11 protein-coding genes are annotated in these 16,508 nt (G+C 36.9%); 10 read left to right on the top strand and 1 reads right to left on the bottom strand.

What is annotated here, in order from left to right; all coding sequences use genetic code 11:
• The first annotated feature begins 110 nt into the window (after nucleotides 1-110).
• Together prfA and F6K23_RS18155 are read left to right on the top strand one after the other, a co-directional pair.
• Nucleotides 111-1,220: a peptide chain release factor 1 gene (prfA, locus tag F6K23_RS18160; RefSeq protein ID WP_293158446.1), complete on the top strand. Its 1,110-nt coding sequence runs from the start codon at nucleotides 111-113 to the stop codon at nucleotides 1,218-1,220.
• 313 nt (nucleotides 1,221-1,533) lie between these two features.
• Entirely contained in the window at nucleotides 1,534-2,013 is a 480-nt protein-coding gene (locus tag F6K23_RS18155) for a hypothetical protein (protein ID WP_293064915.1), read from the top strand.
• Between the two features lie 249 nt (nucleotides 2,014-2,262).
• On the opposite strand, the gene F6K23_RS18150 is transcribed toward F6K23_RS18155, so the two are convergent.
• The gene (locus F6K23_RS18150) at nucleotides 2,263-3,117 is read right to left on the bottom strand and encodes a pentapeptide repeat-containing protein (RefSeq protein ID WP_293158443.1); all 855 of its coding nucleotides are present in this window, start codon (nucleotides 3,115-3,117) and stop codon (nucleotides 2,263-2,265) included.
• Between the two features lie 2,126 nt (nucleotides 3,118-5,243).
• Here F6K23_RS18150 and F6K23_RS18145 point away from each other — a divergent pair.
• The 8 genes from F6K23_RS18145 to F6K23_RS18110 all read left to right on the top strand — a co-directional run bounded on the left by F6K23_RS18145 (nucleotide 5,244) and on the right by F6K23_RS18110 (nucleotide 16,370).
• Nucleotides 5,244-6,587 (top strand): sedoheptulose 7-phosphate cyclase, encoded by a 1,344-nt coding sequence (locus F6K23_RS18145; RefSeq protein ID WP_293158440.1) that lies wholly within the window; start codon nucleotides 5,244-5,246, stop codon nucleotides 6,585-6,587.
• Nucleotides 6,588-7,042: 455 nt separating this feature from the next.
• Nucleotides 7,043-7,888, top strand: a complete 846-nt coding sequence (locus F6K23_RS18140; protein WP_293158437.1) for an O-methyltransferase — start codon at nucleotides 7,043-7,045, stop codon at nucleotides 7,886-7,888.
• A gap of 100 nt (nucleotides 7,889-7,988) precedes the next feature.
• Nucleotides 7,989-8,345: an aspartate 1-decarboxylase gene (panD, locus tag F6K23_RS18135; RefSeq protein WP_293158434.1), complete on the top strand. Its 357-nt coding sequence runs from the start codon at nucleotides 7,989-7,991 to the stop codon at nucleotides 8,343-8,345.
• 375 nt (nucleotides 8,346-8,720) lie between these two features.
• Entirely contained in the window at nucleotides 8,721-10,085 is a 1,365-nt protein-coding gene (locus tag F6K23_RS18130; protein WP_293158431.1) for an ATP-grasp domain-containing protein, read from the top strand.
• Nucleotides 10,086-10,875: 790 nt separating this feature from the next.
• Nucleotides 10,876-12,312 carry a sodium/proline symporter gene (locus tag F6K23_RS18125; protein ID WP_293158428.1) on the top strand — a complete coding sequence of 479 codons (1,437 nt, stop codon included), beginning with the start codon at nucleotides 10,876-10,878 and terminating at the stop codon, nucleotides 12,310-12,312.
• Nucleotides 12,313-12,676: 364 nt separating this feature from the next.
• Nucleotides 12,677-13,183, top strand: coding sequence for a DMT family transporter (locus tag F6K23_RS18120; RefSeq protein ID WP_293158425.1), 507 nt, complete (start codon nucleotides 12,677-12,679; stop codon nucleotides 13,181-13,183).
• 723 nt (nucleotides 13,184-13,906) lie between these two features.
• A complete protein-coding gene (locus F6K23_RS18115; RefSeq protein ID WP_293158423.1) occupies nucleotides 13,907-15,016 on the top strand; it encodes a D-alanine--D-alanine ligase in 1,110 nt (369 codons plus the stop codon).
• Nucleotides 15,017-15,398: 382 nt separating this feature from the next.
• Nucleotides 15,399-16,370, top strand: a complete 972-nt coding sequence (locus tag F6K23_RS18110) for a DMT family transporter (protein ID WP_293158420.1) — start codon at nucleotides 15,399-15,401, stop codon at nucleotides 16,368-16,370.
• Nucleotides 16,371-16,508: the final 138 nt, after the last annotated feature.

Below are 16,508 nucleotides of genomic sequence, written 5' to 3'. Positions count from 1 at the left end.
ATTGTCCTTAATTAGTTGTCTGTAATATTTTATAGACAACAATTAATATCAAAATCTCAATAAAAATTTCCCATAAATAAAATACTAATTAAGACAAGGGACAACTGACAATGGCTGAAACATATTTACTAGAAAAATTAAAATCCGTTGAGCAAACTTACAATGAGTTAACTCTACGTTTAGCCGATCCAGATATTGCAAAAGATCCAACTGAGTTCCAAAAAGTAGCTAAAGCACGCTCCTCATTAGAAGAGGTGGTAAATACTTATGAAGAGTGGAAAAATACTCAGGAAGAATTAGCTGATGCTAAGGAAATATTGAAAGAAGCTGGTGGCGACCAAGAAATGGAAGAGATGGCCAGAATGGAAGTACAGGAATTGGAGGCCAAGCTGGAATCTCTGGAAACTCAAATGAAAATCTCCCTACTACCACGAGACCCCAACGATGATAAGAATATTATGTTGGAGATTAGAGCTGGTACAGGAGGGGATGAAGCCAGTATTTGGGCTGGGGACCTGGTGAGAATGTACTCTCGTTATTCAGAAACTCAAAAATGGAAGGTGAGTTTATTGAGTGAGTCTTTAGCAGATATGGGCGGTTTTAAAGAAGCAATTTTAGAAATTAAAGGAGAGCAGGTTTACAGTAAGCTGAAGTTTGAAGCAGGAGTTCATCGAGTTCAAAGAGTTCCAGTGACAGAAGCAGGAGGGAGGGTGCACACTTCAACGGCAACGGTGGCCATTATGCCCGAAGTGGATGATGTGGAAGTTGAGATAGATGCAAAAGATATTGAACTAACAACGGCTCGTTCTGGTGGAGCAGGTGGACAAAATGTGAACAAGGTGGAAACTGCTGTAGATTTATTTCATAAACCCACGGGAATTAGAATTTTCTGTACTCAGGAGCGCAGTCAGTTACAAAACAGAGAGCGGGCAATGCAAATTTTACGAGCTAAACTTTATGAGATTAAGCTACAAGAGCAACAACAAGAAGTTAGTTCGATGAGGCGATCGCAAGTAGGTACTGGTTCCCGCTCAGAAAAAATTCGGACTTATAACTATAAGGATAATAGGGTGACAGATCATCGCTTGAGTCAGAACTTTTCCCTTGCACCTCTTCTTGAAGGAGATATAGAAAATGTAATTCAAGCTTGTATTACCCAAGACCAGCAGGAACGTTTGCAAGAGTTGGCAGCATCAACATCTACTCCAATGTCAGTCTAATTGACATTTTGTGAAATGGACCTATTCAAATAATATCAATACCAGTCAAAAAGCGAGGACAAGGTTCTCGTTTTTTTTATAAAATACGCTTATATTAGCAAGTATTAATATCAAATCCGGGAGAATTGGACATCAAAAAAATCTCGAATCATCATAACTAATAAATCTTTGTGATTTTCTCTCCTCCTGACTCCTGACTACTGACTCTTGACTCCTAAAGACTTAACTAATCTATAACTGTTTAACTGGATTTGATATAACGTAGTAAACTATTCTAATTCTAGCAAATTAAAGAAAAGTAGGAGATTTGGGCATGACTACCAATGAAGAATTATCTTGGGAATGTGGAATGGGTTTCTATGTGCCAATTTTAAATGATGGAGAATTAGTGGGCATTTGTAAACCTGAATATGCCGAAGAAATTCTAGAAGTTATGAATGAGCAGGAAAGGCTACGCAAAGCTTTAAGGCTAGCTTGTCTAGATTTACTGCGAAGGGTGGGAGGAAAAAGAAGTAGAGTCAATGACTTAATGCAGAAATATATAGCCCTGGCTGAACGACCTAAATATGGACCAAGAGCAGTCGCTCTCTTGTTGCGAGAAAGGCAAGAACAACTGCAGGTTAGTGGCCATGAGTTTATTAAATTTTGTGATATTCATAAAATTTCTCCTGAACAACTCAAAGATATTTATGCAGGCAAAGCAGTAGATACAAACTTAGTAGGACCTATAGCAAGAATTTTAGGCAAAACAAATAATGAAGTACAAGAAATACTAGAAGGCCCTAGCGAATAAGATTGTAATTATTAATTGGCACTCAGTTTTTTGATTTTCCTGGTCTTAAACTATGTCTTAAAATTTAATTAATATGCTTTATCATCTTTATTAGATGAGTTGTTCAATTAGATTATTATTTTTTCTGCTTACAAAAACTTTTTCAAATCTGCCACTCTTCCCTATTTTCTAAAATATTGAATTTCCTGTTCATATCTCAAACATAAATGGTATTTATACTACATAGTTAAAATACTAAAAATGTCAAGGTTAATCATTATAATTGACTTTACCATTAGGCATAATTGTTTCCTGAAGATTAGCCTCAGAAAGGTTAATATCATTAATCAAAGCATCAGTAAGATTAGCTTTATTCAGGTTAGCACCTCTCAAATCAGAACCTCTCAAATCAGCTCTAATTAAAATAGCCTTACTTAGATTAGTTCCTCGGAAATAAGCCCCCCTCAAATTTGCATTTAGAAAATTAACTTTTTTGAGGTTTGCAAACCTTAAATCTGCTTTATAAAGATTTGCTTCCTTTAAAGAAGCATTTGATAAATGAATTCCACTAAGATGAGCTTCAATCAAACTGGCTTTGTCTAAATTAGCATAGTAAAAGTAAGCCCCAATCAATTCAGCTTCATGGAGATTAGCGCGACTAAGATTAGCATAACTGAAGTTAGTTTCCATTAAATCTGCTTTGGCTAAGTTGCTTCTTCTCAGGTCTGCTGAAGTAGCATCAGCATATCGAAAAATAGCATTTTGTAAATCGGTTCCAATTAAATTTGCATCAACTAAATCAGCGTCTATTAAGTTAGCCTGTCTTAGATCTGAAGAAATCAAATTAGCATATCTTAAGTTAGCTCCCTGAAGATTAATAGAAGTAAGGTTAGCATGAATCAGTTGAGCTGAAGTTAAATTAGCATCACTACAATTAGCTGTTTTTAATTGAGTTAAACAGAGATTAGCTCCTGTGAGATTTACTCCTTGAAAATTAATACCTTGCAGGTTAATACCTCTGAGGTTGACATTAGTAAGATCTGCTTGTAGATGTAGATTTTTCTGTCTCCATTCATTCCATGTAATTATACCCCGATTAAGTAGGGCTAGATATTCTTTATTCATTCGCCATTTTTTGATCAAGAGCTTCTTAGGAATATATAGCTATTACTGTTATAGAGTAATAACTATAACTTGAGAATTAACAATTTTTATACTATCAGAATAAGTGGTAATTCTATACACCGAAAATTTACTCACACTTCTCTTTGCTTATAAGCGCTGTTAATAATTAATTTCGCTTCATGTAATTCAGGCATTTTTTGAACAATAACTAATCTTAATCCCCATTTTTTTTGCTCATAATATAGCTTCAGTAAATTCAATAACTACCTGTAGTTTAATAGCCTCTAGGAATCACAATGAAAATAATCAATTACTTTAAATGCCTAAATGACTGCTGAATTTTCAACCAAATACTTGTGATTTTTACTACTGGACTTACTAAATAATTATGGTTTAAAGCCTCTGATTTAAAGAATAAATCAATCAAAAAAATACTTTTCGCTAATTCCATCTGTTTTCAGGAGAGGTAATTGTTAATTATCAATTGTTGAATGTATTTTTAAGAAGATTCTATCATCATTTCAGTTATCAGTTAGCCTCCTGCCGGAGGAACTGTGTTAACAGTACCTCTTGCAATAAGGAGGCTTGAAATATGGAATATTCTCTTTTTTCTTGGTCGATTGGATATGGTGAGGAAACCCGCTCTTACAGAGCTGCTCCACTTTTTATCCCCTTAACAAAGAAAGGCTTTGAGACCAAAATTTTTTGGTCAATTACTTGATAATAGCCTTACTAGGAAAGTCAAAAGTTATTTCCTTTTTGATGTGTTGTTCAAGGGAATTCATTACTTTTCCTTTAGCTGTCAAAAAAAATACCACACAATATATATAGTAACCAATAATCAATTACAGGACTTACGCACGGACACTAAATCGAGTGAGGGCGAATGCCATATAGCCTGACGGCATGGGCTTCGCAATTGCGCCCCTACATATGGCGTTTTCAAGGTAAATTTGCGTAACTCCTGATATATTTTTCACCTTCACAGAGAAATGTTTTCGATCTATTGCTTGCTGATACCACTTATTTTGTTAAATTATAATTTATATAACCCTTCACAATATCATATTTATATGGTATAAAATCAATATATTTACTAAACTTATATATAATTGCCAAATGTTAATAAATATTAACTTGATATTAAGTTAAATGATAGAGATCAAAGGTTAAACTATCAGACAAGAGTCAAAATAAACACTAAATAGTGATGACTCGATCATTGCTACTTAATAGTGAAATTATTAGTATCCTCCAAAGAAGAGAAAATCTTTAGCTTTTAAAGATTTTACTAAAAGCCTGCCTTCAGGCATAAGTTAAGTGTGTCAGTTTAGGAGCATCACAAAAAGACTCCTGTGGATATCAGGCAAGGAATGAGTGAAAATCTATAGAATGTGAAAAGGCGATCGCAAACTTATGCGCAAACTATGAGATTCACGTCGCTAGAATTAAAATTGCCCAGTCAGTCAATTAGTCATCAATAAAGGATTTGACAACTATGCTAAACACAATACCTATCAAGCAGCCGTTAAATCCATATCAAAACGTGAATCACGGTTGTAATCTGAAGTGGAAGTTAGGAGATAAACAAGAATACCAGTTTTCTACTATAGTATTGAGAAGAAGTCAAATAACAAGAGAACACGAATAACAGTATTAGTTCCGTTTTGCTATTAAAGACAAGGAAAATCAACTAGATTTTGATGTTGAAAAAATAGCGATTATTAGTAGCTGGTTAGCCTCTGACAAGAGGGCTTCCTAAACCTGAAGGATTAATCAATCTTTAGATTCCGTGAAGATTGTTAGCTTTGTGGCGCGTAAAACTGCTTAAATGTCTTTCTAATAATTTCATAGATATTTCCAAGAAGCGATCAAAAACAACTGTAAATGTACTAGACTATATTATATTCAGTATTAGATCGCACTGCTCACAGACACTGTAGCAGTAAAAATAATTCACTTAACCATTAATTAGAAAAACTACTCTCAGTAGCAATACCTTTAAAAAACAACCTCACTGAGGTATTGTACTGTGCTGCTACTTTGATTGAGAGTACAAGCAGAAACATTAATGCGATCACAGAGGTAAAACTTCAGAACAAACCATTATTACCTAAGGTACAATTATGACCAACACAATATTTCCGCCTAAAGCATTAACCGAAGAAATCAGCAAACCAGACTTCACATTTGACCCCAGTATTCGGCGCGATCATGCAAAGAAGTACCGAACCTCAGAGTGGTACGATGGTCGTGGAGAAATCAGGGCAGTAGAAGATGGTCGCTCATTCGAGATTTCTGCAACCTTTAGTCTCAAATCAGAAGTAAAGTTGGTATATGGAGTCTTAAACCCATCTAACCCAGTTTTGGCAGAAATCTACAAAAGTCGCGGTCGTTGTGTAGCAGTTGTCGATCAAACAGTCGATGAACTTTATGGAGAATCACTGCAAGCTTATTTTAAGCACAATGAAATTCCCTTAGAAACTCTAGTTTGTCGTGCATGGGAATCAGACAAAACTCCAGAAACAGTCCAGCGGATACTCAAATTCTTAGGCAAAGATGGCTGTGATGTATCCCGCAACGAACCAGTACTAATCATTGGAGGTGGCGTACTCAGCGATGTGGCAGGTTTGGCCTGTGCTTTGCAGCACCGACGAACACCTTATGTGATGATTGGAAGTTCCATTGTTGCAGCTATTGACGCCGGACCATCCCCTCGTACCTGCACAAATGGTCAGCTATTTAAAAATAGTATCGGTGCGTATCATCCCCCAGTTATAACAATAGTAGATCGTAGCTTATTCCGTACTTTGGCAAAAGGTCATATCCGTAATGGGATGGCAGAAATTATCAAAATGGCAGTAACTGATGACCCAGTGCTATTTGATTTACTAGAAGAATACGGCCCACGGTTAATTGAAACCCATTTTGCTAACTTTGATGCGGATGAGGAACTGATCCAGGTAGCTGATGAAGTAATTTATCGAGCATTGTATTCCTACATGAAGCATGAGGGAACAAATATGTTCGAGACCTATCAAGACAGACCCCATGCTTACGGTCACACCTGGAGTCCCAAATTTGAGCCAGCAGTCAAATTGATGCACGGTCATGCTGTTACTATTGGTATGGCTTTTGGAGCAACCTTAGCAATGGAAATGGGTTGGTTAGAAAAAGGCGATCGCGACAGAATAGTTGCACTATGTTCTTCTCTTGGTTTATCAGTTTATCATCCTATCCTCGAAGACAGTGATTTGATGATTCAAGGACAGAAAAATATGCGTCGCAAGCGCGGTAGTAGTGGGTTATGGGCACCTTTACCTACAGGTATTGGTAGTTGTAGTTTTGCTGGAGAAGTTCCCTCAGACTTATTAATATCTGCTGTGGAGGAACATAAGAATTTTTGTACCTCTGTGCCAAATGAAGGAAAAGGCGAACAAATGTATTTAAGTGATCTTGGTTTGGAGTAAAATAAATAGAAGTTGTGATGTGGGGTGGAGAAAACAAGAAATTCCTCCCTGCTCCCTTTTGAAAAAAAAGAACAACAATGGGCAAAGACCGCAAAATTTTCATCAGACCTCTGCGATAATTAATCTCAAACCCTTTTCATTAATGGATAATTGATAATGGATAATTGATAATTACCTCGGGTTTTAACCGCTCTTGATTGAATATAAGGAAATATTATTTCTTCTCTTGGTCGATTGGATATGGCGAGGAGACCCGCTCTGATCAGAGCCGCTCCGAATTGCGCCATCCCTCGACCGCTTTTTTCCCCTATCCAAGGGGAGGCTTCAAGGCACGAATTATTTAATTATTAATTATTAATTATTCGGTAATGCTTAGGATAAAACTTAGTTTTCGCATGCTATAGATGATTTAGTCTTTGCCCATTCTACTTATCCAATAGTAATGGAATAGAAATATGATAACCGTTGTAAATACAGAAACTGTAAATACAAAAACCGCCAGACCAGTTACACCATTGGGTATTTTAGTAGAACAACTTGAAAAAACTGTCAAGATGGCAGAAACCGTAGAAATACCTGCCAAACTTGCTGAGGCTATTAAAGATGCTTACCAATTAGCAGAAGGTCTTGACCCCTACATTGAAAAAAATACTACCCAGGAGTCAGATGCGTTAGCAGCATTAGCAGAAAAGACTCGCCGGGAACCCTGGAATTTACGATTTTCTGATGGCGAAACAGTGCGCCAGTTAGAACAGGAAATGTTATCTGGGCATATTGAGGGGCAAATTCTAAAAATGTTCGTTCACATGACTGGGGCGAAACGTATCCTAGAAATTGGAATGTTTACCGGGTATTCTGCATTGGCAATGGCAGAAGCGCTGCCAGAAGATGGACATGAAGTTGCTTGTGAAGTCGATCAATATGTAGCTGACTTTGCTAAAGCTTGTTTTGAAAAGTCTCCCGCTGGAAAGAAAATATCAGTCGAAGTTGCACCAGCATTGGAAACTATGCAAAAGTTGGCAGATGCCGGAGAAACTTTTGATTTAGTGTTTATTGATGCCGATAAAAAAGAGTATATAGAATATTTCAGAATTCTCTTAGATACAAGTTTATTAGCACCAAATGGATTTATTTGTGTTGATAATACTTTACTGCAAGGGCAACCTTATCTTCCACCAGAAAAGCGTGCTGCTAATGGAGAAGCGATCGCTAAATTTAACCGTTTTGTTGCAGAAGATCCCAGAGTAGAACAAGTTTTGCTACCTTTACGAGATGGGGTAACTATTATTAAACGAAAGTAGTTATGGTTTGAGGATATTATTAACCCAATAAATAATTGGATATAACTCCTGAATATTCGGTAACATCATAGGTGTTACCGATATAAATAATTATAATCAAATGCTACTGACAATTTTTAAGAGTAAACTGCATCGACTCAAAGTAACTGAAGCACAACTATATTATGAGGGTTCAATTACCATTGATGAAGAACTACTAAAAACTGCCAGTATATTAGCTTATGAAAAAGTACAAGTAATTAATGTCAATAACGGTTCACGGCTAGAAACCTACACTATTCCAGGGGAATGGGGTAGTCGTATTGTCTGCCTCAACGGTCCAGCAGCCCGAATAAATGCTGTTGGGGACGAGATAATAGTCATCGCTTATGCTCAAATGACACCAGAAGAAGCACTTCTACATCGTCCCCAAGTAATTTTAGTGGATAAAAATAATAATCCTCTACAGAAAAATTAATACTTAGACCTACCTTTGCAGCTAAATTTTTATTCTCAAAAACTTAAAGAAGCTGTCAGCAGTCAGTAGAATCATTTTTGTTTACGTTGATAAGGGGATTTTAACCCAGAGCTGCTAAGAGGTTGTTTGTAAATAATTATGAAGTGTTTTTACCCCTGGCAAATTGGGTATTTCAGCCTATAAATCTGGGATAAATAACCAAGTTGTTAGAGTTTAAAGGTCAATCATTGTATATTACAAAACTTTACAAACAGTCTCTAAAAGCTGTTAACGCAGTTCCGACCTAGGAGACTAGCTGTTTGCGGAGCATTCCGTCAGGAAATGCGCTCAAGCAGATAGCTAGTTAACACTTTTTTCCTGATCATAAATAATAACATGGCACTAATTTTATTTGTTCAAGGACCTGCTTATGCACTGTTCCAAAATCTCGGTTCTCTGATTTTATTGTTAATTGTTTTACCGTTGAATTTACTAAAGGTAATACCATCACTGCTCTGGAATTTTATTAGTCAACCTTTTCAAAAAAAAATAGTAGCTGAAAACCCAAAAAAAATCCTAATTACGGGCGCAAAAATGACAAAATGTTTGCAACTTGCCCGTTCATTCCATGCAGCAGGACACAAAGTTTTTCTACTAGAAGCAAATAAATATTGGTTATCAGGAAATAGATTTTCTAATGCTGTTACGAGCTTCTATACATTACCCTTTCCCCAAAAAGATTGGGAGGGCTATTCTCAAGGATTATTAGAGATTGTTAAAAAAGAAAAAATAGACGTATTTATCCCGGTATCTAGTCCGGCAGGAAGCTACTATGAATCTTTAGCAAAACCGCTTTTATCAGAACACTGTGAAGTATTGCATTTTGATGCTGAAATTACGCAACTATTAGATAATAAATTTACATTTATTGAAAAAGCTAAAAGTTTTGGTTTATCTGTACCAAAATCATTTTTAATTACAAATCCTGAACAAGTTCTCAATTTTGACTTTGCTACTGATGGGAGTAAGTATATTCTCAAAAGTATTCCTTACGATTCAGTGCGTCGTTTAGATATGACAAAACTGCCCATGAATTCAAAATCAGAAATGGAAGAATTTGTCAATATATTGCCGATTAGTGAAGAGATACCCTGGATTATGCAGGAATTTGTTAAAGGCAAAGAATATTGTACCCATAGCACTGTCAGAAAAGGTAAAGTTAGACTATATTGTTGTTGTGAATCATCAGAATTTCAAGTCAATTATCATCATGTAGATCGACCTCAAATCTATCAATGGGTAGAAAAATTTGTCAGAGAATTAGATATTACTGGGCAAATTTCTTTTGACTTTATTGAAACAGAAGACGGTCGAGTTTATCCCATTGAATGTAACCCCAGAACTCACTCAGCTATTACTACATTTCACGACCATCCAGGAGTAGCAGATGCTTATTTGAAAGATAGTAAAGATGAAAATGAAGCCTCACTAATACCACTGCCAAATAGTAAACCTACTTATTGGACTTACCATGAATTATGGCGACTGACAGGAATTAGGTCTTTGGGGCAATTAAAAACTTGGATTAACAAAATTTTTCAAGGAACAGACGGAATTTTTCAAGTGAATGACCCCTTACCATTTTTGATGGTACATCATTGGCAAATTCCTTTACTTTTGTTAGGTAATCTGCAAAAATTAAAAGGCTGGGTAAGAATTGACTTTAATATTGGGAAATTAGTAGAATTGGGCGGAGATTAATCAATTGGATTTCTGTAGACTGTAAACTCAGAAACTAAAAAATACAAACCAGATTTATACTGGTATTTAGATTTAAAAACCGGGTTTGTGTAAGACCAATTGTACAAAATAATATTATGAATAATAGGGGGGATATAAATACTTTACAAGAGATGTCTCTTTGACTAAAAATATGATTTACAACAAAAAAAATGTTATCAAAGCTATTCATTCTGTACGTCGCCAATCTGAAGGATTCCCTACCTAACTTCTAATAAATCCCATAGCTATTTGTAGCAGACAGTTGTAAAATTAGTATCAGGTTTAACGAAGTCAGAAGTCAGAAGTTATTTTTGTAACGGGGATTTGAGCTTCGCTCCAAAAATATTTCGCCTTAAAAGGCGCGGTTTTAGACCCAATTATTTTGATAAACCTAACTTCATTAATTGATAATTGATAATTGATAATTATCTCTGGTTAAAACCGTTCTTGATTGAATATAAGGAAATATTATTTCTTATCTTGGTCGATTGGATATGGGGCAGGTTTCCTCGCCATCCCACCCTACGGGAAGCTTTCCTTACGGAATGCTATCGCAAACGCTAACGACCGCTTTTTTCTCCTGAAAAGGGAAGGCTTTAAACCAGAATTATTTAATTATTAATAATTAAATAATTAAATAATTCGGTAAACAAAAGTAGAAAAACCAGGTATTGAGGCGGAGATTAACAAACCGGATTTATGTAGAGTGTAAACTCAGAAATTAAGCAAGAGAAACCAAGTTTCTACTAAGGTGAAATAATCAATTTTTATGGATAAACAAATTTGGATTGCGATGACATTTATTGCCTTTCTACTGTTATTTACAGTAGTAGGTATTTACTCCGTAACCCAAAAACAAAACACAACAAATGATTACTTACTTGCTAGTAGAAATGTTAATCCCTGGTTGACAGCTTTATCAGCAATGGCAACAGGTCAGAGTGGATATTTATTCATTGGAGTAGTTGGCTTTACTTACAAAGTGGGAGTTGCTTCCATTTGGATACCTGTTGCTTGGGCAATAGGAGACTATATTGCTTGGTGGCTGATATTCAAAAAATTGAGATTAGTCTCTCAACAAACAAATTCAGATACAGTGTCCTCATTCCTCGGTCAAGAAAATCTAGGGCAAGGAAAAAATAACGGACGCCTGATTACAATAATTTCAGCCTTAATTACTATTGCTTTTCTCGGTACTTATGCTTCAGCTCAACTGGTAGCAGCAAGCAAAGGACTAAATGCCATATTTGGCTGGAACTATCAGTTAGGAGTTATCATTGGAGCTGTAATTGTCGTTATTTACTGTTTTTCAGGAGGCATTCGTGCTTCTATCTGGACTGACTCAGTGCAGGCAATTTTGATGATTGGTTCCTTGTTGGTTTTGTCTGTAGTAGGTTTGATTAACTGTGGTGGGTTTGGAGAACTTTGGGCAAAACTCAATGCAATTGACCCCACCCTGACAAATTGGATACCTGCAAATCTGCCTTGGGGATTTTTCCCTTACTTTTTGGGATGGGTAGTGGCAGGGTTTGGCGCTGTAGGTCAGCCTCACATATTAGTACGAGCAATGGCAATTGACTCCGCAGAGAATGTTGCTTTGGCTCGCAATATCAAATTTGTCTGTGGTCAAATAAACTCTGCTACAGCCTTCGGTGTGGGATTAACTGCAAGAGCATTATTGCCAGATTTAATCACATCAAGTGACCCAGAGTTGGCATTACCTTATCTATCTATGGAACTGTTACCAGGAGTGATGGTAGGGTTAATATTAGCCGGATTATTTTCAGCAGCTATTTCCACAGCAGACTCTCAGATACTATCTTGTTCGGCTGCATTGAGTCAAGACTTGATTCCTAACACAGCTAATTCTTATAGAATGGCTAAAATTGCTACCTTAGTTGTTACAGCTATAGTATTAGCGATCGCCCTAGCAGGAGACAATAACGTATTCGCTTTAGTAATTTTTGCTTGGTCAATTTTAGCTTGTGGTTTAGGTCCGTTACTGGTATTGCGGGTTTGGCAAAAGCCAGTGAGTGTGCCAGTAGCGATCGCCATAATGATTATTGGTATTATTGTTTCCATAGCCTGGAATTTAGGACTTGGCTTATCTAGTGCTATTTATGAAGTCTTTCCCGGTATGGCTGCAGGCTTTATTGTTTATGGAATTGTTCATTTTTTGATCGACTCTAGACAGTTGAGTAAATAAAAAAATTGTACTACCTTGTATCAGTTTTATTGAGACGGAATAAAGATGGATGCTCCCAATAAAGTATCACGATTACAACTATTTTTATCATTACCGATAGACTGTTTAGCTGCATTAATGGGTGGAACGATATGTCTATCTTTATCACCAATTTTCATCCGTTTGAGCGAATATGAAATCGGTCCAAATGCCACAATATTTAATCGCTTGTGGATTGCGACTGTTGCCTTTGGGTTAGTGAGTCTATTTTTGGCTGTGCGCCACCGAGAACGAAAAAAGGAAATCCAAAAGGAAATCCAATCAGATCGACAAAAACTCCATCTACTTGACCTAGCCGAGGAGCTACGGCTCGGTAGGAATCCCCGTGCCTTTAGGCCGGGGAGGATGTCAACTTTTATCACTAAGAGTCAGCCAACAACTACTAGGAGATTTGGCAGCATTACTTTCAGCAGTATTTTTTGGCATACACCCACTGATAGTTGAGCAACTCCGAACTCAGATAAATCCAATCACTATTATGACTTGGTCTTCGGCAACTAGCTCTCTGTTATTATTGCCTTTTGCTTTAATTGTTGAAGAGCAACTTTTTCCAAGTTCTTTCACTGGTTGGTTTTCAGTTATTGCTCAAGCCGTTGTTGCTCAAATGTTAGGTATAGGACTTTTGGCTTATTCTCTCAAAAGATTATCTGCTGGACTTACTAGTCTAGTTGCGTTATCTATTCCTGTTCTCAGCGCTGTTGAAGGCTGGGCAATTTTCTCAGAAAATCTTAGCTTGTTGACTTCGGTAAGTTTCTTTGTAATTTTATTGGGAATGTATTTGGCTATCTCTAGTAGGTCTGCTATCAAACCGAAAATTGAGTCTTCTTATTGAAGGCAAAAGTTGAGAGCTTTACTAGAATTAAATGACATTTCATCATTAACCAGAGACCAGATACTCGGAGATTTAGAAGCTTTAATATCATCTTAAACTACCGAGAATTGGATGGGTTAAAACTTATGAAGTATTATCTGATGATGTCACTCCTAAATCTGTAACTATTAGCAAAAAAGCCGATAGATGGTTTGTCAGTTTCAAAGTAGAAACCACACCTCAAATTACTGATAAATCAGTAGATGTAGTTGGTGTAGATTTAGGTATAAAATCTCTAGCTACGTTTGAAGATAAAACATTGAAAACTATTGAAAAAGGACTACCTTCAAAGTAAAATAACAGAATATTAGGCTAAATAATTAGGGAAAAAGAATAGAAAAATGCAGTAATATTCAAGTGGAACCCAGGGGATATTATTGTCTGGCTGTAGTCCACAGTAGACTCCATACAAAATCACCTAGAAAAGTCCTAATATCATGTTTGGTTGAATACTTACACTTTGGAGGAAAGAAGGCAGCTATGCAGGAGAGAAGAAAAGGTTAAAAGGGATAAAGTTTTTTTATCACTGATTATCCGAACATGATATAACAGCTTTTGGTAATATATTTAATATTCGCTATATCAAAGCAGTCACAATTAATAAAAATTAATTTTTCTACTTTTTTTGTTTTGTTAAAATTTAGGACACAATTAACTAATTTAATAGAAACAAAACAACTAATTATGACATTAGAAAAAAATCCTCAGACTCAACCTTCATCCTTAAAGACAATGCCAATGTTACGAGTATTGCACCTCGCAGGTTCCCTTGTTTCTGACTTTTACTACAACTTATCAATAGTTTACGCAAAAGAAGTAGTGCAACCAGTGGGTGTCAATAGCTACTATGCAGTGGTACATCCTGACAGTCTTTGGCAGTTAGGAACATCCTTAGATTCCTTGTCGGAAAAGATGTCTCTCCAGGATATGATTCCTCGACTACCTCAGATTGACGTAGTAGTTCCCCATATGTTCTGCTTTCCTGGAATGACGAGTTTCCGTGCTTTATTTGAGGATATTATTGGTATCCCCGTAGTTGGGTCGCCATCCCATTGCACAGCATTAGCAACTAACAAAGCACAGACACGGAGCGTTGTGTCTGTATCTGATGTCGTAGTTGCTAAAGCACAGCAACTACGACGGGGAGATAAATTAACAATGCAGCCGCCCTTTGTCGTGAAACCAACCTCGGAAGACAATTCTTTGGGTGTGACATTGGTGTGGGATGAATCTCAGATAGAGGCAGCATTGAAAGTTGGGTTTGAACTAGACGAGACGTTGTTAGTTGAGGATTATATTCCTGGAAGGGAATTCCGTGTAGGTGTTGTTGAATATGAAGGTAAGTTGTCCGTCTTGCCGATGATAGAGTATTTAGTCACGGAGGAACACCCTATTAGAACTTTACATCATAAGTTGGAGCTAAAATCAGACGGAACCCCTGGAAAACAACCTGAGAAACCAGCAGTGAAGCCAATATGTCCAGCTAATGTCACACCAGAACTATTCAAGAAACTTGCTGATAGTGCTAAGAAGGCTCATGTTGCTTTGGGATGTCGTGATTATTCTTTGTATGACTTCCGAGTACACGCAGAAACCAATGAGCCATATCTGCTGGAAGCAGGATTATTTTGGTCTTTCGGCAAAATTAGCATGATTTCTCGGATGCTTCAAGCTGATGGGCAAAATTTAGAAGATGTAGCTTTGCAACTATGGAGTGCAGCAGCAGGGAGGACTCGCGTAGCTTGTGGTTCATTGTTTAAGTACAGTAAATCAGAGCAAGTAGCAAAGGTGTAACGAAGTCAGAAGTCAGAAGTCAGAAGTCAACCTACCCCTCCCCCTCCCAGCAGGGGAAGTAGGGGATGTGAGCAACTCTCCAAAAATATTTCGCCTTAAAAGGGAGGGTTGCGCGACCCATATTATTTTGATAATACCATTTCTCATTTTATTGAGCAGAGGAGTAGGTAGGGAGGTTGCATGCAACGTCCTTACACAGAAGTAAACATCAGAGTCTCAAGGGGTGACAAGCACCTCAACGTATTTCCGTCTAGGGAAGTAATTTCAAGTCCTAGTTTTTCGTACCTCATGGGTAAGTCCTGTTCTAATTAGGAAACTGGCTATTCAGTAGCTTTAATTTATCGTTATTATCATTCCCATTTGACTAAGTCTAGAAAAAAAGATGAATGCTCAAGCAAAATTATTAAAACTACAGTTTGTCTCATTTTTACCGATAGATTCTTTAGTTGCATTAACAGCTAGCATAATCTGTCTCTCTTTTTCACCCATTTTTATCCGTTTGAGCGAACTGGAAATCGGACCAAACGCTACAGCATTTAATCGTTTTTGGATAGCGGCTGTTGCCTTTTGGCTGCTAAATATTTTATTGACAGTACGCGACCGAGACAAAAATAAAGAAACTCAACTCGAACAACAAAAGCACCATCTAGTTAATAGGGCAAAGCTACTAATAATAGATGGTGTTCTTATATCAGTAGGTCTAATGCTTTGGGCTTGGTCTTTAAATCAAACGAGTATTGCCAACTCTAGTATGATCCATAATCTGGTGCCAATATTTACCGTCTTGGGAGGATGGCTAGCTTTAGGTCAAACTTTCGACAATCGATTTTTGATTGGTATGGTAGTTGCGATTTTTGGAGCAACTTTACTAGAAGCAAAAGAACTGTTATCATTGAGGATGAGCCAAGAACTATTAGGAAGTTTAGCAGCTTTGCTCTCAGCAGTGTTTTTTGGAATACATCCACTTGTCATTCAGAAACTCCGTAGTAATTTAAGCCCTGTCACTATTATGACTTGGTCTACAACAACAAGTTTTCTATTTATATTACCTTTTGTTCTGATCGCCGAAGAGCAACTTTTCCCAACTTCGGTAAATGGGTGGCTTGCAGTCATTGCCCAAGCTCTCGTTAGTCAGATGCTTGCTATGGGACTTTGGGCTTATTGTCTCAAAAAGTTATCTGCTGGATTTAGTAGCTTAGTGACGTTGGTTATTCCTGCTCTCAGTGCGGTGGAAGGTTGGGCTATATTCTCAGAAAGCCTGAATTTTTTGACTGTGGTAAGTTTCTTTGTAATTTTATGTGGAATGTATTTGGCTATTTCTAGCACATCTGCTATCAAGCTGGAAAATGACTGAGAAAATTAGGGACCTAAATTTTGCCATGCTAAGTCATGAGATATTTATCAAAATAATTGGGTTGCACAACCCCTCACTGATAACTGAAATGACTTGCGCTATACCGGTTAAGAAAATCAGAAAAATGTTCGCTAAATA

Origin of the sequence: Okeania sp. SIO2C9, from assembly GCF_010672455.1 — a bacterium.
In the GTDB taxonomy this organism is placed as follows: Bacteria; Cyanobacteriota; Cyanobacteriia; order Cyanobacteriales; family Microcoleaceae; genus Okeania.
The sequence above is the reverse complement of the archived record's forward strand: the minus strand, read 5'-3'. Positions and strand labels throughout refer to the sequence as shown.